At 62.2% G+C, this 22,711-nt stretch carries 25 protein-coding genes; 5 read left to right on the plus strand and 20 right to left on the minus strand.

What is annotated here, in order from left to right; translation table 11 throughout:
- Positions 1-531, minus strand: a 531-nt coding sequence (locus GPA21_RS06300) for a GAF domain-containing protein (protein WP_246261797.1), incomplete at its 3' end; no start/stop codon positions are given.
- Between the two features lie 295 nt (positions 532-826).
- Here GPA21_RS06300 and GPA21_RS06305 point away from each other — a divergent pair.
- A complete protein-coding gene (locus tag GPA21_RS06305; RefSeq protein WP_168987366.1) occupies positions 827-2,275 on the plus strand; it encodes a circularly permuted type 2 ATP-grasp protein in 1,449 nt (482 codons plus the stop codon).
- A 1-nt stretch (position 2,276) separates the two neighbouring features.
- On the plus strand, positions 2,277-3,215 hold the full coding sequence (locus GPA21_RS06310) for an alpha-E domain-containing protein (protein WP_168987367.1): 939 nt from the start codon (positions 2,277-2,279) through the stop codon (positions 3,213-3,215).
- A gap of 38 nt (positions 3,216-3,253) precedes the next feature.
- Here GPA21_RS06310 and GPA21_RS06315 read toward each other — a convergent pair whose 3' ends face one another.
- The 6 genes from GPA21_RS06315 to GPA21_RS06340 form a co-directional block, all read right to left on the minus strand.
- A complete protein-coding gene (locus GPA21_RS06315; protein WP_168987368.1) occupies positions 3,254-4,021 on the minus strand; it encodes a 3',5'-cyclic-nucleotide phosphodiesterase in 768 nt (255 codons plus the stop codon).
- Positions 4,022-4,184: 163 nt separating this feature from the next.
- Complete coding sequence (locus tag GPA21_RS06320) at positions 4,185-4,913, minus strand: FHA domain-containing protein (protein ID WP_168987404.1); 729 nt, start codon at positions 4,911-4,913, stop codon at positions 4,185-4,187.
- A 152-nt stretch (positions 4,914-5,065) separates the two neighbouring features.
- Entirely contained in the window at positions 5,066-5,818 is a 753-nt protein-coding gene (locus tag GPA21_RS06325) for a PP2C family protein-serine/threonine phosphatase (protein WP_168987369.1), read from the minus strand.
- Positions 5,819-5,999: 181 nt separating this feature from the next.
- Positions 6,000-6,893, minus strand: a complete 894-nt coding sequence (gene sucD / locus GPA21_RS06330) for a succinate--CoA ligase subunit alpha (protein WP_168987370.1) — start codon at positions 6,891-6,893, stop codon at positions 6,000-6,002.
- An 11-nt stretch (positions 6,894-6,904) separates the two neighbouring features.
- On the minus strand, positions 6,905-8,065 hold the full coding sequence (gene sucC / locus GPA21_RS06335) for an ADP-forming succinate--CoA ligase subunit beta (RefSeq protein WP_168987371.1): 1,161 nt from the start codon (positions 8,063-8,065) through the stop codon (positions 6,905-6,907).
- Between the two features lie 240 nt (positions 8,066-8,305).
- The gene (locus tag GPA21_RS06340) at positions 8,306-8,863 is read right to left on the minus strand and encodes a DUF2889 domain-containing protein (RefSeq protein WP_168987372.1); all 558 of its coding nucleotides are present in this window, start codon (positions 8,861-8,863) and stop codon (positions 8,306-8,308) included.
- A 343-nt stretch (positions 8,864-9,206) separates the two neighbouring features.
- Here GPA21_RS06340 and GPA21_RS06345 point away from each other — a divergent pair, with 343 nt between their 5' ends.
- Positions 9,207-11,102: a type IV pilus assembly protein FimV gene (locus tag GPA21_RS06345; protein ID WP_168987373.1), complete on the plus strand. Its 1,896-nt coding sequence runs from the start codon at positions 9,207-9,209 to the stop codon at positions 11,100-11,102.
- Positions 11,103-11,155: 53 nt separating this feature from the next.
- Here GPA21_RS06345 and GPA21_RS06350 read toward each other — a convergent pair whose 3' ends face one another.
- Positions 11,156-11,902, minus strand: a complete 747-nt coding sequence (locus tag GPA21_RS06350) for a Nif3-like dinuclear metal center hexameric protein (protein WP_168987374.1) — start codon at positions 11,900-11,902, stop codon at positions 11,156-11,158.
- Between the two features lie 174 nt (positions 11,903-12,076).
- On the opposite strand from GPA21_RS06350, the gene GPA21_RS06355 reads away from it, so the two are divergent.
- Entirely contained in the window at positions 12,077-13,237 is a 1,161-nt protein-coding gene (locus GPA21_RS06355) for a trypsin-like peptidase domain-containing protein (protein ID WP_168987375.1), read from the plus strand.
- Between the two features lie 200 nt (positions 13,238-13,437).
- Here GPA21_RS06355 and tatC read toward each other — a convergent pair whose 3' ends face one another.
- The 10 genes from tatC to hisB all read right to left on the minus strand — a co-directional run bounded on the left by tatC (position 13,438) and on the right by hisB (position 19,023).
- A complete protein-coding gene (gene tatC / locus GPA21_RS06360) occupies positions 13,438-14,247 on the minus strand; it encodes a twin-arginine translocase subunit TatC (protein ID WP_168987376.1) in 810 nt (269 codons plus the stop codon).
- Entirely contained in the window at positions 14,244-14,720 is a 477-nt protein-coding gene (tatB, locus tag GPA21_RS06365; RefSeq protein ID WP_168987377.1) for a Sec-independent protein translocase protein TatB, read from the minus strand. Before tatB ends, tatC begins: the two co-directional genes overlap by 4 nt.
- 156 nt (positions 14,721-14,876) lie before the next feature.
- A complete protein-coding gene (gene tatA, locus GPA21_RS06370) occupies positions 14,877-15,113 on the minus strand; it encodes a Sec-independent protein translocase subunit TatA (RefSeq protein ID WP_168987378.1) in 237 nt (78 codons plus the stop codon).
- A gap of 10 nt (positions 15,114-15,123) precedes the next feature.
- Positions 15,124-15,471 (minus strand): histidine triad nucleotide-binding protein, encoded by a 348-nt coding sequence (locus GPA21_RS06375; RefSeq protein WP_168987379.1) that lies wholly within the window; start codon positions 15,469-15,471, stop codon positions 15,124-15,126.
- A 10-nt stretch (positions 15,472-15,481) separates the two neighbouring features.
- Positions 15,482-15,805 carry a phosphoribosyl-ATP diphosphatase gene (locus tag GPA21_RS06380; protein ID WP_168987380.1) on the minus strand — a complete coding sequence of 108 codons (324 nt, stop codon included), beginning with the start codon at positions 15,803-15,805 and terminating at the stop codon, positions 15,482-15,484.
- Positions 15,802-16,197: a phosphoribosyl-AMP cyclohydrolase gene (hisI, locus tag GPA21_RS06385; RefSeq protein ID WP_168987381.1), complete on the minus strand. Its 396-nt coding sequence runs from the start codon at positions 16,195-16,197 to the stop codon at positions 15,802-15,804. The genes GPA21_RS06380 and hisI overlap by 4 nt, the downstream gene beginning before the upstream one ends.
- Positions 16,194-16,952: an imidazole glycerol phosphate synthase subunit HisF gene (hisF, locus tag GPA21_RS06390; protein WP_168987382.1), complete on the minus strand. Its 759-nt coding sequence runs from the start codon at positions 16,950-16,952 to the stop codon at positions 16,194-16,196. Before hisF ends, hisI begins: the two co-directional genes overlap by 4 nt.
- Positions 16,952-17,701 (minus strand): 1-(5-phosphoribosyl)-5-[(5-phosphoribosylamino)methylideneamino]imidazole-4-carboxamide isomerase, encoded by a 750-nt coding sequence (hisA, locus tag GPA21_RS06395; protein WP_168987383.1) that lies wholly within the window; start codon positions 17,699-17,701, stop codon positions 16,952-16,954. Before hisA ends, hisF begins: the two co-directional genes overlap by 1 nt.
- Before the next feature lie 53 nt (positions 17,702-17,754).
- On the minus strand, positions 17,755-18,396 hold the full coding sequence (gene hisH, locus GPA21_RS06400; protein WP_168987384.1) for an imidazole glycerol phosphate synthase subunit HisH: 642 nt from the start codon (positions 18,394-18,396) through the stop codon (positions 17,755-17,757).
- A 39-nt stretch (positions 18,397-18,435) separates the two neighbouring features.
- On the minus strand, positions 18,436-19,023 hold the full coding sequence (gene hisB, locus GPA21_RS06405) for an imidazoleglycerol-phosphate dehydratase HisB (protein WP_168987405.1): 588 nt from the start codon (positions 19,021-19,023) through the stop codon (positions 18,436-18,438).
- 148 nt (positions 19,024-19,171) lie between these two features.
- On the opposite strand from hisB, the gene hisC reads away from it, so the two are divergent.
- A complete protein-coding gene (gene hisC / locus GPA21_RS06410; RefSeq protein ID WP_168987385.1) occupies positions 19,172-20,245 on the plus strand; it encodes a histidinol-phosphate transaminase in 1,074 nt (357 codons plus the stop codon).
- 364 nt (positions 20,246-20,609) lie between these two features.
- Here hisC and hisD read toward each other — a convergent pair whose 3' ends face one another.
- Together hisD and hisG are read right to left on the minus strand one after the other, a co-directional pair.
- Positions 20,610-21,935 (minus strand): histidinol dehydrogenase, encoded by a 1,326-nt coding sequence (hisD, locus tag GPA21_RS06415; RefSeq protein WP_168987386.1) that lies wholly within the window; start codon positions 21,933-21,935, stop codon positions 20,610-20,612.
- Positions 21,932-22,576, minus strand: a complete 645-nt coding sequence (gene hisG / locus GPA21_RS06420; protein WP_168987387.1) for an ATP phosphoribosyltransferase — start codon at positions 22,574-22,576, stop codon at positions 21,932-21,934. The genes hisD and hisG overlap by 4 nt, the downstream gene beginning before the upstream one ends.
- Between the last annotated feature and the right edge of the window lie 135 nt (positions 22,577-22,711).

Consider the following 22,711-nt stretch of genomic DNA (forward strand, 5'->3'; position numbering starts at 1 on the left):
GCGCGCCAGGGCGACGGCAAGCGTCTGGGCCAGTCCGGGCACGCCTTCTTCCATGACCGCCGGGAACGGACCGCCGCGTTTGTTATTGATGAGCTGGATAACACCCTGCAGCTCGCCATTGTCGGGGTTCACGATCGGCGCCACCAGCATCTCACGACAGCGAAAGCCGGTCGCTTCATCCAGATCCTTGCGAAACGCCAGTTCGGGCGAGATCCGCTTCAGGCCCTCGGCATCATAGACATCCGCAATATTGAGCGTCTGACCCGTAAGCGCGACATAGCCGGCGATGCTGTGGTCATCGATCGGCAATTCGATGCGTTGCACCGAGTCCAGCCCGGTCTTGACCTTGGAGTAAATCCCGCTGCCGCTTTCGTTGATGATATAGACCGTCAGTCTCTCTGCATCAAACAGGCGACAAACGTCCGCCGAGAGCTGATAAATGATCTCGTCAACCTCATTGGCCGCGTGGATGCGGGTCGTAATCGCCTGCAATCCCTTGAAGAACGCGAGCCTTGCCGCGACATCGCTCATCGCGCCTCTATCCCGGGACTGGTCGGTCATCGGCCGGATCCTCCTTTCGTAATCGCTTCCGATGTTTGGGCGCCTGCGAACACTCCAAGCGAGGCATCGGCTGAATGCCGGTAGCCCGGGCGCCTGCGGCGGTCGAGAAGCGCGATTTTGCCCGAAGTATGTGCGGGTCGACGAGAATGGACAAGTGGCGGCACATCGGGCTGAATGACATAGCGCTAGCGGAACTGTCCGACCACCGGGACAGCGCCATGCATCACGTCATGTTCGAACCGACCGAGAGGGAGTGCGTTCACCCATGAGCATCGACTGGAAGTCCTACGACCCGAAACCGTTCTTCGACGAATTGATCGCAGCGCCCGGCAAGCCTCGGCCCGCTGCCCGGACGCTCGCCGACTATCTCGCCTCGCTCGATGACGCCGAGATCCGCGAGCGCAAGCGCGCCGCCGAGCTGGCCATTGTCGAGATGGGAATCAGTTTCACGGTGTACAGCGAGGGCGAGAACATCGACCGTGCCTGGCCCTTCGACATCATCCCGCGTGTGATCCCGCGCAAGGAGTGGGAGCGCGTGCAGGCCGGCCTCGTGCAGCGCCTGAGCGCGCTCAACATGTTCATCGACGACGTCTACAACGCCCAGCGCATCGTCAGGGACAAGGTCGTACCGGAATACGTCTTCGCCAACTCGAGGAACTTCCGTAAGCAGTGCGTCGGCCACAATCCGCCCCATGGCGTATGGGCGCACATCTGCGGTTCGGACCTGGTGCGCGACGGCGACGGCACCTTCTATGTGCTCGAGGACAATCTGCGGGTACCCTCGGGCGTGTCCTACATGCTCGAGAACCGGCAGGTGACCAAGCGGGTGTTTCCGGAGGTGTTCGAAAGCTCGAGCATTCTGCCGGTGGATGAATACACCTCGCAGCTGTTCGACATGCTCGCGTCGATCTCGCCGCGTCCGCTCGACTACCCCACGGTGGCCGTGCTCACCCCCGGCGTCTTCAACTCGGCCTATTTCGAGCACTCCTACCTCGCCCAGCGCATGGGGGCGCAACTGGTCGAGGGCGCCGACCTCGTCGTTGCCGAGGACGACTACGTCTATATGCGCACCATCGAAGGGCTGGAACGGGTCGATGTGATCTACCGCCGCATCGACGACGAGTTCATGGACCCCGAGGCCTTCCGAGCCGACTCGATGCTCGGCGTGCCTGGGCTGATGCGCGCCTGGCGTGCCGGCAACGTGGGGCTGGCCAACGCGCCGGGTTCGGGTGTCGCGGACGACAAGGTGATCTACACCTTTGTGCCGGCGATGATCAAGTATTACCTCGACCAGGAGCCGATCATCCCCAACGTTCCGACGTGGTTGTGCACCGACGAGAAGGAGCGCGAGCATGTCATCGCCCACCTGGACGAACTGGTCGTCAAGCCGGCCAACGAATCCGGCGGGTACGGCATGCTGGTCGGGCCACACTCGACCAAGAAGCAGCGCGCGGAGTTCGCCGAGCTGATCCGCAAGGACCCGCGCAACTACATCGCCCAGCCGACGCTGAACCTGTCGGTGGCGCCGACGCTGTGCGACGAGGGACTTGAACCCCGACATCTGGATCTGCGCCCCTTCATTCTGCAGGGGGTACGCACCGACGTGACCGCCGGCGGACTGACCCGCGTAGCCATGCGCAAGGGCTCGCTGGTGGTGAACTCCTCGCAGGGCGGCGGCAGCAAGGACACCTGGATCGTGGACGAGGAGGCCTGAAATGCTTTCACGTGTGGCAGAACGACTGTACTGGATGGCACGCTACATCGAGCGGGCCGAGAATACCGCACGGATGACCAAGGCGTTTCACCTGCTCGCGCTGGACATGCCGAAGACGGTGACGCTTTCGTGGAAAGGCCTGGTCGCGGTATCCGGGCTGGAGGCGCTGTTCGAGGAGCATTACCAGCGCGAGGACGAACGCAACTGCGTCAAGTTCGTGCTCGCCGACGCCTCCAACCCGAGCTCGGTACTCAGCTCACTGCGCGCCGCGCGAGAGAACGTACGCACGACGCGAGATCTGATCCCGATCGAGGCGTGGGAGATCGTCAACGAACTCTACCTGTTCGCGCGCGACAACATCGACGGCGGCATTGGGAAACGTGGACGCTTCGAGTTTCTCAGCGAAATCGTTCAACGCTGCCAGATGCTCACTGGCATGCTTGCCGGCGGCATGAGCCACGACGCGGCCTATGACTTCATCCGTCTGGGGCGCAACCTGGAGCGCGCCGACATGGCTACCCGCCAGATCGACGTTGGCGCCATCCGCTTGCTCTCGCGCAAGGACGACCCTGAGCCCTACGAGGGTCTGCTGTGGACCAGTGTGCTGCGCTCACAGAGCGGCTTTCAGATGTATCGCCAGCATGTGCGCCGACGCATCACGGGTCCGGACGTGGTGCGCTTCCTGCTTCAGGATGTGACCTTCCCGCGCTCGGTCGCCCATGCCCTCAGTCACGCCCAACTTGCAGTTGAGAGTTTCCCTCACAACGAGATTCCGCTTCGCCTGGCAATGCAAGCTCGACGCCATGCGCAGGACGCAGACGTGGAAAAGCTGATCGGAAACGAGCAGTTGCATGATTTCATGGACAGGCTGCAACTCGAGGTCGCGCAACTTCATGAAGCCATTGCGGACTGCTGGTTCCCCCAGGCATTCGAGAGCTGAGCGCCGCGCGCAGCTAGCCGGCGGCGCCGTGAGCGGAATCAGAACTCGAGGACTTCGCCGGTCATCAGCGCTCGCGGGACGAGACGCCCTCCGTGGCCGGCAATCTGCTCCATGATACGGTCGTCCGCCCCCGGCTTGAGATGGCTGACTAGAACCTCGGGTGACACGGTCAGCTCTTCCAGCACGGCATGCAGCAGACTGGGGCACAGGTGCCGTGACGCGAGCGCCAGACCGTGCTGCTCGTCTGCAAACGCGGTTTCGATGATCAGATGCCGAACATCGTCGAGCGCGTTGATCGCGGCAATCTGTTCTTCACAGTAGGCAGTGTCTCCAGAATAGACCAGCTTGCCGGTGCCGCTGTCCAGACAGAAGCCGACTGCAGGCACCGTGTGATGCGCCGGCAAAGCCGTGATCGCTCGTTTCCCGAGGCGCACGGGTTCTCCGACGCGAATCGGCTGCATGCGCATGAAGGGCAACCGGCGGTCCGGTATCGTGGAGAAGTCCGGCCACACAAGCCAGTTGAATACGTGTGAATGGAGAATGCGCAAGGTCTCGCTGGTCGCGTAGACGGTGAGCGGCATGCGTCGCGCTTCGCCGACAGAATCGACCAGCATGGGCAGGCAGGCAATGTGGTCCATGTGCGAGTGGGTCAGAAACACATGGTCTATGCCAAGCAGCTCGTCGCGCTCGAGATCGCCCACTCCGGTGCCGCAGTCGACGAGAATGTCGTCGTCCACGAGGAACGAGGTGGTCCGCGTCTGTACCCCGCCGATACCACCACTGCAACCGAGTACTCTGAGTTTCATCCGATCCGCCACCCGATGCGCGAGCACATTGCACGCCACAATCAGCCTACATTGCAGCCTAACATCACGGACGAAACGATCGCGTGCACTACCTCACGGCTCGCGACAACCCGCAAACCCCGGTCGTTGGATCGGCATGACGTTGAGGCACGCAACAGCGTAGTCAATCCCGAAGAAAGAACTCCATCTTCACCGCCGCCAACTCGATGACGTCGTGATCGTTGAGTAGCCGCGCCTGAGCGTCGATCGGCTGACCATTGACGAGCGGAAACGCCGCGCCTTCGACGTGGGTGATGAAAAAACCATGCGCACGGCGGGTAATGACTGCAACTTGCTGCCCTGGCTTGCCCAAGGTGGTCAAAGACTTGGTCAGCACGAGTTCCCGTCCGGCGTTGGGGCCGCTTAGCACCTGAATCACGCCGGTACGCTGCCCCTGCCCCGGAGCACGACTATCGGTCGGCCGCTGGAGTTCGGGCGGAAGTATCTGCGTGCGCGATGCAGACGAACCGGCTTGTGTAACTGTGGGGTCGGCATCCGGCCTCAGGGCCAGCGGCTCCAGGGCTGCTGTGTCGACCAGCTCATGCGCTGTCATCTCGCGCTGCGCCACATCGGGAATGTACTTGATGCGGTATTTGCCTAGCTCGACCACGTCGTTGGCCTGCAGCACATGCTTCTTGATCGGTTGACCGTTGACGTAGGTGCCGTTGGTGCTGTTCAAGTCCTCGAGAAAAGCGTCTCCCAGCAAGGTGGTAATGACGGCATGCTGCCCGCTGATCGCCAGATTGTCGATCTGGATATCGTTATTGGGTTTTCGTCCGATGGTCACACGCTCTTTGTCGAGCACGATTTCCTTCAGGACAAGCCCGTCCATGCTGAGGATCAACTTCGGCATTTTCTCGGTTCCGTTTCGCACCAAAAACTTCTCGGATGATACTCCCGATTGGCTCGCGCCGGGCACCTGACATGTGTGCCGGCCTGGATGATGTCAGACACCCCTGATCGTGCCTCGTGCACCGGTGGTGCGAGCGCCCACAGAAACCATTGTCATCCTATCCGCATCAGGACGACGGAGATATTGTCCCGCCCTCCTCGTGCATTCGCGGCCAGTACGAGCGCATCGGCAGCGGTGTCCAGGCTGTCGCCCGAAAGAAGCTCGGCAATATCCTCTTCGTGCAACATGTCGGTCAAACCGTCCGAGCACATCAACAGCAGATCGTCGCATGCAAGATCATGCACCCCGGTTTCCGGCTCCACGGTTTCATGGACGCCCAGAGCGCGAGTCAGCACGCCTCTCGCGCCCGAGAGCCTGACCTCTTCGTCGCTCAGGGTTCCGTCGTCGATGTAATCCTGCAACAAGGTGTGATCGCGGGTGAGACGGCGCAAGTCGCCCTTTCGAAGCCGATACAGGCGTGAGTCACCCACATGAGCACTGACCAGATGACCACTGGCGGGAGACACTAGCAGCAGGGTACTCCCCATGTTGATCAGCTCGGGGTCTTCATCACCGGCCCGATAAACCGCAAGATTGGCCTCCTGGATCGCAGCCGCAAGGGCGCGTGACGCTTCGGAAACCGCCCATTGTGCGCTGTAAGCCCGATCCAGCGACTTGCTGCTGACCTCCACGCCGATTCTTGCCGCGATGTCACCACCACGATACCCGCCCATCCCGTCGGCGACGATGGCCCAGCGAAGAGCTGGATCGATGAGCGTGAGATCCTCATTGCGCACACGCACCCGACCCACGTCGCTACGTGCGACGGCCTGTATGACACCGAGGCTGGATGCGTCTTCATTCATTATCAGCGGCAGTCCGAACGATAGCCCTTTTCGGGTTGAGCCAACTCACAAACCGCGAGACGGCTCCGGCATTCTAGCCCAATGAGACCAGGCGATTGCCACACCGAGACCGGGCAATGCGCCTGACAGTCAAAAAAAACGCCGGCATTCGCCGGCGTTTTCACGTGCTGGAGAAGGACGATCAGAGCATCGCCTTGAGCAGCTTGCCCATCTCGGACGGGTCGCGCGTGACCTTGAAACCACACTCTTCCATGATGGCGAGCTTGGCGTCGGCGGTGTCGGCGCCGCCAGAGATCAGCGCGCCGGCGTGGCCCATGCGCTTGCCGGCCGGGGCGGTGACACCGGCGATGAAGCCGACGATCGGCTTCTTCATGTTGTCCCTGCACCACTCGGCCGCTTCGGCTTCGTCAGGCCCACCGATCTCGCCGATCATGATGACTGCGTCGGTATCTGGATCATCGTTGAACATGCGCATCACGTCGATGTGCTTGAGACCGTTGATCGGGTCGCCGCCGATACCGACCGCCGAGGACTGGCCCAGGCCGATTTCGGTGAGCTGTGCCACGGCTTCATAGGTCAGCGTGCCGGAGCGCGACACCACGCCGATACGGCCCTTCTTGTGGATGTGGCCCGGCATGATGCCGATCTTGATCTCTTCGGGCGTGATCAGGCCAGGACAGTTCGGGCCAAGCAGCAGGGTTTCCTTGCCGCCGGCGGCGACCTTCTGCTTCATCTTGTTGCGCACGACCAGCATGTCGCGGACAGGGATGCCCTCGGTGATGCAGATCGCCAGATCCAGGTCTGCCTCGCAGGCTTCCCAGATCGCAGCTGCGGCACCGGCGGGCGGCACGTAGATCACGGAGACGGTCGCACCGGTCTCGGCTGCAGCCTCCTTGACGGACGCGTAGATCGGCACGTCGAAGATTTTCTCGCCGGCCTTCTTGGGATTCACACCCGCGACGAAGCAGTTCTTGCCGTTTGCGTACTCGATGCACTTCTCGGTATGGAACTGACCGGTCTTGCCGGTGATGCCCTGGGTGATGACCTTGGTGTCTTTGTTGATGAGGATGGACATTCGAAAGCTCCTTACTTGACCGCTTCGACGATCTTGGTTGCGGCTTCCGCCATGGTGTCGGCGGCGATGATGGGCAGGCCGGATTCGGCGAGGATCTTCTTGCCGAGATCCTCGTTGGTGCCCTTCATGCGCACGACCAGCGGCACGGAGAGGTGGACTTCGCGAGCGGCGGTCACCACGCCCTCGGCGATGGTGTCACAACGCATGATGCCACCGAAGATGTTCACCAGAATGCCCTTCACCTTGGGGTTCTTGAGCATGATCTTGAAGGCTTCGGTGACCTTCTCGGTTGTCGCGCCGCCACCAACGTCGAGGAAGTTGGCAGGCTCGGCACCGAACAGCTTGATGGTGTCCATGGTGGCCATCGCCAGACCTGCACCGTTGACCAGGCAACCGATGTTGCCGTCGAGGCTGATGTACGCGAGGTCGAACTTGGAGGCTTCGAGTTCGTCCGGGTCTTCCTCGTCCAGGTCGCGGTAGGCCACGATCTCGGGATGACGGAACAAGGCGTTGGAGTCGAAGTTGAACTTGGCGTCCAGCGCCTTGACTGTGCCATCGCCCTGATGGATCAGCGGGTTGATCTCGGCCAGAGAGGCGTCGGTTTCCATGTAGCAGGAGTAGAGCTTCTTCAGCGTATCCACTGCCTGGGCCATGGAGCCCGCCGGCATGCCGATGCCCTTGGCGAGCTCGTTGGCCTGCTCGTCGGTCAGACCGACCAGCGGATCGACAAAGACCTTGATGATTTTCTCGGGCGTGCTGTGGGCGACTTCCTCGATGTCCATGCCACCTTCAGAGGAGGCCATCATCGCAACCTTCTGGGTCGCGCGATCGGTCAGGGCGGCAACATAGTACTCGTGCTGGATGTCGGCGCCTTCCTCGATGAGCAGGTTGCGCACCTTTTGCCCCTCAGGCCCGGTCTGATGAGTGATCAGTTGCATGCCGAGAATCTGGGAAGCGTACTCGCGAACTTCGTCGAGCGACTTGGCGACCTTGACACCGCCTCCCTTGCCGCGACCACCGGCGTGAATCTGGGCCTTGACCACCCAGATCTTGCCGCCGAGTTCCTCGGCGGCCTTGACCGCGTCCTCGACGCTGGTGCAGTGGATGCCACGCGGCGTCACGACGCCGAACTTTCTTAGTACTTCTTTTGCCTGATACTCATGAATCTTCATGATTGCCCTTCGATCGAAGTTGCGGCGGCGAAGCTCACCGCCGCACGCTGGTTGATGGGACGTCTTGGAGCGCCACTGCGCAACGGATCTCGTCTCCCTTGCCTCCGGACCCGCTGCCGCCGACCTGTCTCAGGACGCGACTCCGGCATAACACCCCGGAACTCGCCCGCCTCGAGAACGTACAATTATAACTGCTTTCTCGCACTGCAAAAAAACGCTGCCCTGCCGAATCGGCTCGAATCAGTCGCTCGCCCCGTCGCCGGGTCGGTACCAGCGCGGATAGTAGCGACGCACCGTCTCGGTCGAGGTCTCCAGTGCCTGACAACGATCGAGTTGAAACGGCTTGCCGACCTCGTCGTCGGTTTCACGCCTGAAGCTCGCAAAAGTCTGGATCGCGGCGGTCGGCAGGCTGAAGAGTAGTTCGGTGATGTGTGAACACCCGCCGACACCTTCGAACATCTCGCCGACGGTTCGCCGAAATCCGCGAACGAGATTGAGGCCTTTCAGTTGGGCATACTTCGGACCGATCGTGTCGCAACCGCCCGGATAAGGCACCCACTCGGAACTCGCCTGAGCATCGAGAATGTTGAACTCCCAGTCGATCGTGATCCGCACGTGCATCAGATGGACCGGCTCGCCAGCCTTGCGCACGCCGGACGCGAGCGGATAGTCGGCGTCCTTGACATCGGTGAGTGAGGCATCGAGCTCGAGCAGACCGTCCTCACGGCGGTAGCCCTCGACGACAATGCGTCGGGTGTGCGCCCGCACCCGGGCAACAGGTGGTGGTGGCAATGACATGGCGTACGCTAGCGTATGGAAAGCGTAATCATAACCCGTCCGTGAAATCACCGCGCCCCGACGACACACCGATCGTGTCCGATCGAATCATCGTCACCGACCTGATTCATGCCACCCGCCGGCGAAAGTTTGGTAGCGCGGAGACGCCTCGTGGCGGTCTGCGAACACGCCGAAAGACGTAATTTGTATATACAATGCGTAACCACCTGTTCAACCGAACGTGCCCATGCTGCGCAAGCTCACTTTCTTCGCGACTCACGGCCTTGATTCCCGTATGCCTCGTTTTCGGGTGAGATCGGTCTCGTTATGCTTGGCGGGTATGACCGCAGTCTTGGCGAGTTCGATGGCGAACGCCGCGGTTTTCGGCGAAACGGCCTCGATCTCGGCAATCGGCACTCGTTTCGAGGTCGCGGTCTCGAGCCCCGGCATGACACGCGACACCCTGGCCAACTGCGTGCGCCTCGCTGGCGCACCGTCGACCGACGGCATTGCCACACTGCGCGGCGGAAGCCTGAGTGTCGCCGGCAGTGGCGCCAACGCACGCATTGTCGTCAGTCACCCGGAACCCGTCTTCGAGCCTATCCTGCGCTTCACCTTGCAGGATGTCTGCGCAACGCGCCTTCAACGCACATACACCTTGCTGATGCCGGAACCGGCAGAGGTGTCGCGCGTTGCGCAGGGACCGTCGCGTCCGACCACACCGACGGCACAACCCCGCCGAGCGGCCGCGGCCGCTCCCGCCGCGACGGCTCCCCAAGTCTGGACCACAGTGCAGGGCGAATCAATCGCATCCATTGCGCAAGCCTTGTATCCGCGAGACGAAGGAGCGCGACGGGCCTTCATCAATGGTGTGCTTCGAAACAACCAGGACGTGTTAGGTGCCGGCCGGCACCCTGCCGCTGTCTTGCCCAGCGGCACCGAATTGCGCGTTCCGAGTCTGGCTGCGGTTGCGGCAGCATCCACCGAGCCTCGCAGGGCAGCAGCCAGCGTGGTTGCCGCCCCTGCCGCAGCCGATGCGCCGCCCGCTCGCGTTGAACCGGTCGCGCCGCCCGTCACATCCCCTGCTCCGGTCGTCACCGAGCGCGACAGACTGGTTGTAGACACCGGCGCGCGCGACGAGCTGGCCGGGCGCGAGATCGACCCCGATACCAGCGACGAAGCCATTCGCGAGGAGCGCCTGGTTGCAGCTCTCGACCGTAGCATCGACGCCCAGCTCGAACTCCTTGAACGCATCAGGCGTCTGGAGCAGCTGCAGGAAGCACTTCGCACGCAAATCGAGGCCGCTGGCCCGGACCAACCTGTCGCAGTGACACGGCAACCACAGGAAGTGGCCGCAACATCCGCACCGACCACACAGCCTCCCCCTCCTTCTGCCGGAGAGCGAATCCCCGAAAGAGCCGGCCCAGCACCTGCGGCGGCAAGCTCGACGGACAATTGGTTCAACTGGGCGATTGCCGGCGGTTTGCTCGCGCTTGCGCTCCTGCTTCTCCTGCGCCGTCGTTCCGCAGATACGACGAAACCGGGTCGCGTCGAGCGCCAGGCACGCGCGCCGATGACCGAGGCATGGCCGGACGAGGCGCCAGTGGGCACCGGCGTGGATCGCCAGCGGCAGAGCGAGCTGACGGTCTCTCCGGACCAGACATTGCCGCCACCCATTCCGCCTGTGCTTGAATGGGACGGCTCGTTGCCTCGCACTGCCGAGAAGCCGGCAACCGCCGAAGCCTCCAGCGACATGCCGACGCTACCACCAGCCATTCTCGTCGAAGAAGAGCCTGAAGAGCATGAGTCGGCGGTCGAACTGGCAGAGATCATGCTCAGTTTCGGACGTGTGCATGGCGCAGCCGAGACACTCGAAGCCTTCATCGAGTCCAATCCGAAACAGGCGATCATGCCGTGGCTGAAACTGATGGAGGTCTACCACACCGCCGACATGCGGCGTGAGTTCGACATCCTGGCGACAGAACTGAACAAGACCTTCAACGTGTGCGCAGTGACCTGGGAAAATTTCCACGATGTCAGCGCCCACGGTGAAGGCATAGAGGCGCTTGCGCACATCACCGCGCGCCTCCAGGAAACCTGGGGCACACGGCAGTGCCAGGCCTACATCGATCTGCTGGTGCGAGACAACCGCCAAGGGACGCGAATGGGTTTCGAGCTGGGTGCAGTAGACGATCTCCTGATGCTCGCCGGCGTCCTGGAGGTGCAGCTGGGTCGTTACAAGCCCGGCGCCAGCGCGTAGCGCTCTCAATCACCGCCGGAAGCATGGTTGCAAATCGCCCGGATCGACAGCCCTCAGACCGGGTTATCGAGGTCGACGAAGCTCGCCTCCAGTCCAAGTGTCTCTCGCAAGTGCATGGCCATTGCGCGAACCCCGTAACGCTCGGTTGCGTGATGCCCGGCAGCGATATAGGGCACCCCGGACTCCCGCGCCAGATGAACGGTCTGCTCTGATATTTCGCCCGAAACGAACGCGTCGGCACCCGCCTCGATCGCTGCTTCGAAATAGCCTTGCGCGCCACCGGTGCACCAGGCCACACAGTGCACTTCCCTTTCTCCACTACCGACCAGCATCGGTTTTCGCCCGAGCGCGACCCCCAGCGAATCGGCAAGTGCAGCCGCTGGCATCGTCGCGGCGGGACGGCCCAGCCAGATCAGATCATTGTCACCGCATTGGCGCTCGGGCACCCACCCCGCGATCCGCGCAAGCTGCGCATTGTTGCCAAGCTCGGGATGCGCATCGAGGGGCAGATGATAGGCAAACAGGCTAATGTCGTTGCGCAGCAAGGTCGCGATCCTGCGCTGGCGGATGCCGGTGATGCGGGCATCCTCGCCGCGCCAGAAATAACCATGATGGACGAGTACTGCGTCGAAGCGATGCTCGACCGCGTGATCGAGCAGGGCTTGGCTCGCCGTCACGCCACACAGCACACGTGAGACCTCGGCCCGGCCTTCCACTTGCAGACCGTTTGGGCAATAATCCTTGAATCTCGCGGCTTCAAGAAGCGTGTCGAGGTGATCGCGGAGTTTGTCGAGTCGCATGGGTCGGATCCTCAAGTTTGCGTCGGTGCTATAAGGCGCGCCACGCAATGGTACTCAAGCGGGAGACGATGACAAAGCGCGGAACTCGCAAGTGCTGCAACCCGGTCTGCCTTCGCTCCGGCACGACAGACTTGGTGCAGCCGTCCGATCCGAAACCCTGACGGAACCCGATTCATGCGCCGCTTGTGGTTGATCTTCGCTCAGACCGTCACGCTGGCGGTGGCAGTACTGTTTGTTCTCAGTGCGCTTGCACCGGAATGGCTGAACTCGCGACCGGTCGGCCCCGGCACGCTGACCATCGTCCAGTCGCCTCCGATACGCTCCGACGCCGAGCGCGTCGTCCCGCCGGGTTCCTACTCAGTGGCCGCCGGTCGCTCCATGCCGGCAGTGGTGCACATCCTGACAAGCCGCAACGCTTCCTCCGCACGCAACCCCCTTGCGGACGACCCTTTCTATCGCCACTTCTTCGGCGATCGAGACCCCCCAAGACAAAGCCCGACCGGCCAGGGCTCGGGCGTTATCGTCAGCAAGGAAGGCTACATCCTGACCAACAACCATGTCGTCGAAACAGCCGACGGCATTGAAGTCTCGCTGAATGACGGACGGCGCTTTCCCGCTGAGCTCATCGGCCGCGACCCCGAAACCGACCTTGCGGTGCTGCGCATCGCAGACGCGGGCGACTTGCCGGCCATCGCCTTCTCCGCCCCCGACAGTCTCGAAGTCGGGGATGTCGTTCTTGCGATCGGCAACCCCTTCGGGGTGGGCCAGACCGTGACGATGGGCATTGTTTCGGCGCTCGGACGCACAAGACTCGGCATCAGCACATTTGAGAACTACATCCAGACCGACGCCGCGATCAACCCCGGCAATTCAGGGGGCGCCCTCGTCGATGCGAGCGGGGATCTCGTCGGCATCAACACCGCTATCTACTCGCGCTCGGGTGGCTCACTTGGCATCGGCTTTGCCATTCCCGTATCGCTCGCCCGCGACGTGCTGCAGCAAATCGTCGCCAACGGCGAGGTCACTCGCGGCTGGGTCGGAGTGGAAATCCGTGAGTTGGTCCGCGATCTCGACGCGCCGGCGGGTGGGCAAATGACAAGCGGCGCAATGATCGCCGGCGTACTCAGAGGCAGCCCGGCCGAACGCGCCGGACTGCGTCCGGGCGACATCCTCGTCGCCATGGACGACCAGGACGTACGTGGCGCACGCGAGATGCTGGAAATGGTCGCGGCCCGCACGCCCGGTGACACCTCGCGCTTCCGGGTCCGACGCAATGCGAGCGAGCTCGAGCTAGACGTCCGGATCGGCAGGCGACCGACGCAGTCGGGTCGCTAGCCCGCCTGACTTGAGCCTGCTCTGCTTCGCCAGTGGGAGAAGCGCTCCGTAGTCGCCCGCTTCCTCATTGTATGGAGCACGATACCCTCAGAAACACGAAGGACCGCCTCGAGGGTCTCTTGCCCTTTGAGGGGAGAAGCGAGCGCAGCGAGTCTTTCGAGGCGAGCCCGGGAACGAGACAGGCCGCAGGCGAAGCTCGTTCAGTCGCCCTTCTTGTCGGTCTTTTCGATGCGGTCCAGCCCGGCATCGACTTCATCTTCACTCGGTGCCGCGTAGTCACCCTTCGCCGCTGGCACAGGCTTCGACAGCATGCGGGCGATGACGATGCCGACCTCGAAGAGCAGGATCATCGGCACCGCCAGCATGAACTGTGAGATGACATCCGGCGGTGTGATGATCGCGGCGATCACGAAAGCGCCGACGATCACATAGGGGCGGGCCTCCTTGAGCTGGGCCACCGACACGACCCCCGCCTTGACGAGCAGGATCACCACCACCGGCACTTCGAAGGTGATGCCGAACGCGATGAACAAGGTCATCACGAAGGAGAGGTATTCCTCGATATCCGGCGCCACCATGATACTGGCTGGGGCGAAGTCGTTGATGAACTTGAATACCGTGCCGAACACGAAGAAATAGCAGAACGCCATGCCCAGCAGGAACAGCAGCGTCGTGCCGAGTACCAGCGGGAGACCGATTCGGCGCTCGTGTGCATACAAACCCGGCGCAATGAAGGCCCACGCCTGGTGCAGCACATAGGGCAATGCAATCAGGAAGGCGACCAGCAAGGTCACCTTGACCGGCACGAAGAACGGCGTGACCACCCCGGTGGCGATCATGTTCGTCCCCTCGGGCAAGGTGTTCATCATCGGCAGGGCGAGCAGGTCGTAAATGTCCCCCGCCCAGGGCATGAGGACGACGAAGAACACCAGAATGGCGACGATCGCGCGCAATAGACGATCCCGCAACTCGACGAGGTGGGAAATGAAGGTGTCCTGGGTGGAGCTCATGACTTGTCCCCAGTCTGCTTGACCGGCACCTGTTCGAGCCCAAGCTTCAGCTGATTGTCAGGTGACTCGATCTGCTCGACCGGACTCTCGGCAACGGTGTCCGAAATCGGCGGCTTGTCCGTGGCCGGAGCGTGCGACTTGTCGCTGACGGGCGCCGCTGACTTCTCGTCGAGTGCGACACTTTTCTCGATCTCGGCCGCGCCCTTCTTGAGGTCGCCTTCGACCTGGCTCACTTCGTTGCGAACCGATTTCTCGAGATCACGGGCTTGCTGTTCGACCTGCTGCTGGAGTTTCTTGAGATCCTCGAGCTGCATCTCGCGCGAGATGTCGGATTTGACGTCTGAAACGTAGCGCTGAAGGCGGCCCAGCAGGTGGCCCGCGGTGCGTGCAACCTTGGGCAGGCGCTTGGGGCCGACCACGATCAGGGCGACCAGCGCAATGAACAACAGTTCAGTGAAACCGAAATCGAACATTTCAGCCTAGTTCCGGAATGTGAATTGCCCGAGTGCCGATGCTGACGCCAGTCATGACCGATCGCAGTGCCTGGGTCTCTAGAAAACGCCGCAGGGATGCAGACCGAAAAGCAAGGGGCGTCTCGCGCCCCTTGTCTATGTCGCATCCACGCTTTATCAGGATTTGACTTTGTCGGACTTCTCGCGCACCTCGGCGTCGATGGTCTTCTCGTTGGCCAGCTTCTGCTTCTCTGCATCGGTATCGGCTTCGGTGTTCGCCTCGCGAATACCTTCCTTGAAGCCCTTCACCGCACCGCCAAGATCCTGACCGATGTTGCGCAGCTTCTTGGTACCGAAGACCAGCATGACGATGACCAGCACGACCAGCCAGTGCCAGATACTGAATGAACCCATTGATTTCTCCTTAACGCTTCAACATCGGCGGCAGAACATCCGTGCCACCGAGCACGTGAACATGCAGATGATACACCTCCTGACGCCCCACCCGACCGGTGTTCACTATGGTTCGAAAACCATCGGTGCATCCTTGTTCCCGCGCAAGTTTTCCAATGACGACCATCAACTTGCCCATCACCGCGGCGTGCTCGTCTCCGAGTTCGTCCATCGAGGCTACGTGAACCTTAGGAATCACGAGAAAATGCACTGGCGCGATCGGGTTTATGTCGTAGAAGGCGACTATTTCATCGTCTTCGTAGAGCTTCTTCGCCGGGATCTCGCCCCGGGCGATGCGACAGAACAGACAGTCTTGCATCAGGCCAGCCTCACTCACTTCGGGATCGCTTTTCGTCGATGCCGGAGACGCCCTCACGGCGACGGAACTCCGCCAGCACGTCATCCACGGTCAAACCATGATGCGCAAGCAGAATCATGGTGTGGAACCAAAGGTCGGTGACCTCCCAGACGATGTGAAGCAGGTCGCCGTCCTTGGAGGCCATGATGGTCTCGGCCGACTCTTCCGCGACCTTTTTGCAGATTGCATCGGTTCCCTTGGCGTACAGACTGGAAACATAGGACGAATCCGGATCGGCCGCCTTGCGCTCGGCCAGCGTGTTCGCCACACGGTGCAACACTTCGATATCGATCATTTGTAGATGTCCTCAGGTGCCTTCAAAACCGGATCAACGCTCAGCCACTCACCAGTCGACAAATGCTGCTGAAAAAAGCAACTGTGCCGGCCGGTATGACAGGCGATGCCGCCTGTCTGCTCGATTTTCAAGAGGATGACGTCGTTGTCACAGTCCGTGCGGATCTCACGGACTTTCTGAGTGTGGCCGGACTCCTCGCCCTTGTGCCATAGTCGATTGCGCGAACGGGACCAATACACTGCCTCACCAAGTGCCGCGGTACGTGCGAGCGCCTCACGGTTCATCCAGGCAAACATCAATACGTCGCCGGTCGCCGCTTCCTGAGCGATCACCGGGACGAGGCCGTTCTCGTCCCAACGAATCTCTTCCAGCCACTTTTCCGAAAGCGTCACAGGCGCACCTCTATACCGCGCGCGCGCATCAACTCCTTGGCTTCGCGCACCGTGTGTTCGCCGAAATGAAAGATGCTCGCAGCGAGCACGGCATCGGCATGTCCCTCGGCGACACCCTCGGCGAGATGCTCGAGGGAGCCGACTCCGCCACTCGCGATCACCGGCACGGCAACCGCATCCGAGACTGCGCGGGTCAGGGCGAGGTCGAAACCAATCCGGGTGCCATCGCGATCCATGCTGGTAAGCAGGATCTCGCCCGCGCCCAGAGAGACGACCTTGCGCGCCCATTCGATGGCATCGAGGCCAGTGTTGTTGCGCCCACCATGAGTGAACACTTCCCACTTGCCAGGCGCGGTCTGCTTGGCATCGATGGCAACCACAATGCACTGGCTACCGACCTTGCCGGCCGCATCCGCCACCACTTGGGGGTTATTCACCGCTGCGGTGTTGATGCTGACTTTGTCCGCACCCGCATTGAGCAGGCGTCGCACATCTTCGACGGTGCGCACACCGCCACCGACGGTCAGGGGAATGAAGACCTGCTCCGCTACCTGTTCGACGACGTGCAGGATGATATCGCGCGCATCGGAACTCGCCGTAATGTCGAGAAAGGTGATCTCGTCCGCACCCTGTTCGTCGTAGCGACGTGCGATTTCCACCGGGTCACCCGCGTCGCGAAGTTCGACGAAATTCACGCCTTTGACGACCCGTCCCGCATTGACGTCAAGACAGGGGATGATGCGCTTGGCGAGCATCAGGCCGGGCCACCATTGAGTTCGTCGGCGCGCGCCTGAGCAGCCGCGAAATCGAGGGTACCCTCATAGATCGCCCGCCCCGTGATCGCGCCCATCACGCCTTCGTCTTCCACCGCACACAAGGCATCGATGTCCGCCAGCGTGGCGATGCCGCCACTGGCAATGACCGGTATGCGCAGCGCCTGGGCAAGCCTTACCGTGGCTTCGACATTAACGCCACTGAGCATGCCGTCGCGACCGATATCGGTGTAGACGATGGCTTCGACGCCATAGTCCTCGAACTTCTTGGCAAGATCGATGACGTCGTGGCCGGTCATCTTGGACCAGCCATCGGTGGCCACCTTGCCGTCCTTGGCGTCGAGACCGACGATCACGTGTCCGGGGAATGCGACGCAGGCATCATGGAGCAGGCCGGGATTCTTGACCGCCGCGGTTCCGATGATGACGTAGCTGATGCCACTGTCGAGATAGGCCTCGATCGTGTCGAGGTCGCGAATCCCGCCCCCGAGCTGAACCGGCAGGTCGTCACCGACTGCATCGATGATGGCGGTGATCGCCTCGGCGTTGCGCGGCTTGCCCGCAAAGGCGCCGTTGAGGTCGACGAGATGCAACCTGCGTGCACCGCGTTCGACCCAGTGACGGGCCATGGCCGCCGGGTCATCGGAAAAGACCGTGGCGTCGTCCATTTCGCCCTGCTTGAGGCGTACACACTGACCGTCTTTGAGGTCGATGGCGGGAATGAGCAGCATGATCGAGGGGGTGCTTGTCGCGTGAGAGAGGAATGGGAACGCCGGGCCGGCTTTCAGGGGGCCCAGCCAACGAAGTTCGACAACAGACGCAGGCCTGCCGCGGCGCTTTTCTCAGGGTGAAACTGAACGGCGAAGATATTATCCCGCGCGACTGCACTGGTAAACCTTTGGCCATATTCGGTTTCGGCGGCGATCAGCGCAGCATCGGCCGGTACGACATGGTAACTATGGACGAAGTAGAAACGGTCGCCGTCCGGAATGCCGGCCCAAAGCGGGTGGGAGGCACGCTGCCAGACCTGATTCCAGCCCATATGCGGCACCTTGAGGTGACCCCCATCGGCGGTTGGCATCGACTCGGCCGGCGGAAAACGGACGACGTTGCCCGGAAAAACACCGAGGCCGGATACATCACCCTCTTCGCTGTGAGCGAAAAGCATTTGCTGGCCAATACAGATACCAAGAAAGGGTTTGCTCGCGGCGGCATCGAGCACAGCGGGACGAAGGCCGCGGGCATCGAGTTCGCGCATGCAGTCGGGCATTGCGCCTTGCCCCGGAAACACGACGCGAGTGCTCGCCCGCACCACGGCGGGATCGGAAGTGATGACGACTTCGGCGCCCTCGGCCACATGCTCGATGGCCTTGCACACCGAGCGCAAGTTGCCCATTCCGTAATCGACGATTGCTACATCAGCCATATCGGCTCACCTGTCTGGCGAGTGAGTGATCAACCGGAATCAGAGCGATCCCTTGGTGGACGGGATCGTGCCCGCTGCACGTTCATCGCGTTCTGCCGCCATGCGCAGCGCACGACCGAAGGCCTTGAAGATCGTCTCGCACTGGTGGTGTGCGTTGTCACCACGCAGGTTGTCGATATGCAGGGTCACCCCTGCATGATTGACGAAGCCCTGGAAAAACTCACGAGCCAGATCGACGTCGAAGTTGCCGATGCGGGCACGGGTGTATTCGACGAAGTAGTGCAGGCCAGGGCGGCCGGAGAAGTCGACGACGACCCGGGACAAGGCCTCATCCAACGGGACGTAGGCATGGCCGTAGCGGCGGATGCCCTTCTTGTCACCCAGCGCCTTGGCAAAGGCCTGACCAAAGGTGATGCCGACGTCCTCCACGGTGTGGTGGTCGTCGATGTGGGTATCGCCGTCGGCACGGATGTCGATGTCGAACAACCCGTGGCGCGCGATCTGGTCGAGCATGTGATCGAAGAACGGTACGCCGGTGGCGAGCGCGGATTTGCCGCTGCCGTCGAGGTTGATACTTACGGTGATCCGGGTTTCAAGGGTGTCCCGGCTGACTTCTGACTGCCGCATTTGCTTTACCGTAACCGCTTGGCGGTGACTGATGGTTGGATCGGCCATGATACCATCGCTGCACTGCGCAACCACAAACGCGAACACGTTGTCGAAGGTCGGCAAGAGCCCGCCGCAACACGACCAAACCCTCGAGAAGCAGATACCCATGAGCCGCTACTGGAGCCCGATCGTCAAAGGGCTGACCCCCTACGCGCCCGGGGAACAACCCCGTATCGCCAACCTGATCAAGCTCAACACCAACGAACACCCGTTCGGCCCGTCGCCGCGCGCGCTCGAGGCGATTCGAGAGGAAACCAGCGAGTCGCTGAGGCTTTACCCCGACCCGACCGCCGACGCGCTACGCCGCTCGCTGGCCGCACGCTTCGGGCTATCCCACGATCAGGTCTTCGTCGGCAATGGCTCGGACGAGGTGCTGGCGCATGTCTTCATGGGCCTGCTACGCCACGAAGCGCCGATCTGGTTTCCGGACATCACCTACAGCTTTTATCCGGTTTATTGCGGTCTGTACGACATCGCGTATGAAACCAGGCCGCTGAACGACGCTTTCGCGATCGACCCGCGCGACTACCTGCCCGATGACGACTCGCGAGCCGGCGGCATCATCTTCGCCAACCCCAATGCTCCGACCGGCATCTTCATGCCACTAGCAGACGTCGAGCGCATTGTCGCCGCCAACCCGCACTGCGTGGTCGTGGTGGACGAGGCATACGTAGATTTCGGCGGCGAGAGCGCGGTCACGCTGGCGGACCGCTACCCGAACCTGCTGGTGGTGCACACCTTCTCGAAATCGCGTTCGCTTGCCGGCCTGCGCGTCGGTTACGCGATCGGGCATCCGGAACTGATCGAGGCCTTGCACCGGGTCAAGGACAGTTTCAACTCCTATCCGCTGGACCGTCTGGCATTGGCCGGGGCGATGGCGTCGGTTGAGGACGAGGCTTTCTTCCGCGACAGTTGCGAACGGGTCGTTGCGATCCGCGAGGCAATGACCCAGGATCTCAAGGCATTGGGTTTCGAGGTTCTGCCGTCAGGGGCAAACTTCGTCTTCGCCCGCCACCCTGACCACGAGGGTGCAGCCCTCGCCCAGGCTTTGCGTGAGCGCGCCATTCTGGTGCGCCACTTTGCCAAGCCTAGGATTCATCCGTTCCTACGTATCACGGTGGGAACCGAAGAGCAGTGCCGGGCATTGATTGATGCCTTGCGGGCGATCCTGGGTCGATAGGGAGAGCAAAGCCTCGAGGCCACCCTTCCGGCATCGGGGACAACCGCCGCGAGCCGTCCAGAGATACGGCCGTGCCCACTAATCGCGAGGGGCTGCTGACGGTCGCCCCCTCGGCTCCACTGCCACTCGCGCTGCCGCTGTAAAGCTCGCTTCGCTGCGATCCCTGAACTCGACCTTCGGCCTCAGACAGCAGGAATCGCGGCCGTTATGCTCGCCAACAGCGGCATGCGCTCGGGCAAAGTCGCCTCGCGGGCAACCGTCACCACCCCCTCGCTACGCCGCGCACAAGCTGCGACTTTGCCGACCTATGGAGCACGGCACCATTACATGTGCGGAGCGCCGCGCAAATCACCCACCGACGAGTTCAGTGCCCCTCTACTCGCATCTCAGCCGAGCGCGCATGGGCCTGAAGCCCTTCTCCATGCGCAAGCACCGAGGCGACCTTGCCGAGCGAGCGCGCGCCGGCTTCGGACATTTCGATGATGCTGGTGCGCTTCTGGAAGTCGTAAACGCCGAGCGGCGACGAGAAGCGCGCGCTGCGCATCGTGGGCAGCACGTGGTTGGGGCCGGCGCAGTAGTCGCCGAGAGCCTCGACCGACCAGTGTCCGACGAAGATCGCACCGGCGTGACGGATGTGGTCGATCCACTGAGCGGCGTTCTCGAGCGAGAGCTCGAGGTGCTCGGGTGCGATGCGGTTGGCGATCGCGCAGGCCTGCTCCAGACTGTCGACATGGATCAGTGCGCCGCGGTTGGTCAACGAGGTGGCGATGGTCTCGCGACGAGGCATGGTCGGCAACAAGCGGTCGATGCTTGCGGCCACCGCATCGATGAAGTCGGCGTCGGTACACAGCAGGATGGACTGGGCGAGTTCGTCGTGCTCGGCTTGGGCGAAGAGATCCATCGCCACCCAGTCGGGGTTGCCACTGCCGTCGGAGATGATGAGCACTTCGGAAGGCCCGGCCACCATGTCGATACCGACCGTCCCGAATACGCGGCGCTTGGCCTCGGCAACAAAGGCATTGCCGGGGCCGACGATCTTGTCGACCTGGGGAATGGTCTGGGTGCCGTAGGCAAGCGCAGCCACCGCCTGTGCGCCGCCGATCGTGAATACCCGGTCCACGCCCGTGATGGCAGCCGCAGCGAGAACCAGGGGATTGCGCTCCCCACGGGGGGTTGGCACGACCATGATGAGCTCGCCGACGCCGGCGACTTTGGCCGGGATCGCGTTCATCAGCACCGAGCTCGGATAGCTCGCCCGCCCACCGGGAACATAGAGTCCCACACGGTCTAGCGGAGTCACCTTCTGACCCAGGCGGGTGCCGTCAGCCTCGGTGTATTCCCAGGACTGGGCAAGCTGGCGCTCGTGGTACTGGCGGACACGGTCGGCCGCAATGCGGAGCGCTTCGCGCTGCTCGACAGAGAGGCTGTCCAGCGCTGCCTTGAGCGCGCTCGCCGGCAGTTCGAGATCGACCATGCCGTGAGCCTCGACATGATCGAAGCGACGGGTGTATTCAATTACGGCCGGGTCGCCGGTGTTGCGCACCGCAGCGAGGATCTCGGTCACCGCCTGGTTGATGCGGGCGTCGGCAGTATCCTCGAAGGCCAGCAAGGCCTCGAGCGTATTCAAAAACTCGGGTTCTCGCGCGTCGAGGCGACGCACCTCGGCGCAGACCTGGACGGGTTCACTCATGGCTTGATGGCTCCGGAAAAAGCGTCCAGCACAGGCTGAATCAGGTCACGCTTGAGCTTGAGCGCAGCCTGGTTGACCACGAGGCGAGAGCTGATCGGCATGATGTCCTCCACCTCCTCGAGATTGTTGGCGCGCAAGGTGCCGCCGGTCGACACCAGGTCGACGATGGCATCGGCCAGGCCGACCAGTGGCGCCAACTCCATCGAGCCGTAGAGCTTGATCAGGTCGACGTGCATGCCCTTTTCGGCGAAATGTGCCTTGGCGCTGTTGATGTATTTTGTGGCGACGCGAATGCGTCCGCCCGGGCGGGCCACCGCCTGGTAGTCGAAACCCTTGCGCACCGCCACGCACAGGCGGCAGCGGGCGATGTTGAGATCGAGCGGCTGGTAAAGCCCATCGCCGCCATGCTCAAGCAGGACGTCCTTACCCGCAATACCGAGGTCGGCCGCGCCGTACTGGACGTAAGTCGGCGTGTCGGTCGCCCGGACGATGACCAACCTCACCTCGGGCCGGTTGGTTTCGATGATGAGCTTGCGAGAAGACTCCGGGTCGTCGGTCGGGACAATGCCGGCTGCCGCGAGCAAGGGCAGGGTTTCCTCGAAGATTCGCCCTTTTGAAAGGGCCAGCGTAATGCGGGACACGAAGGCAACCTTGATATATTCGGACCGGTGATTGTAACCCGCGGGCGACCGTGTTAGCCTTATCACAACGGCTGAGTCGCGCATGCGGACTCGGCTTTTTTACTTGTTTCGAGTCCTCGGACAAACCTGAGTCAC

The sequence above is a fragment of the Azoarcus taiwanensis genome, from assembly GCF_012910885.1.
GTDB lineage: Bacteria > Pseudomonadota > Gammaproteobacteria > Burkholderiales > Rhodocyclaceae > Azoarcus_F > Azoarcus_F taiwanensis.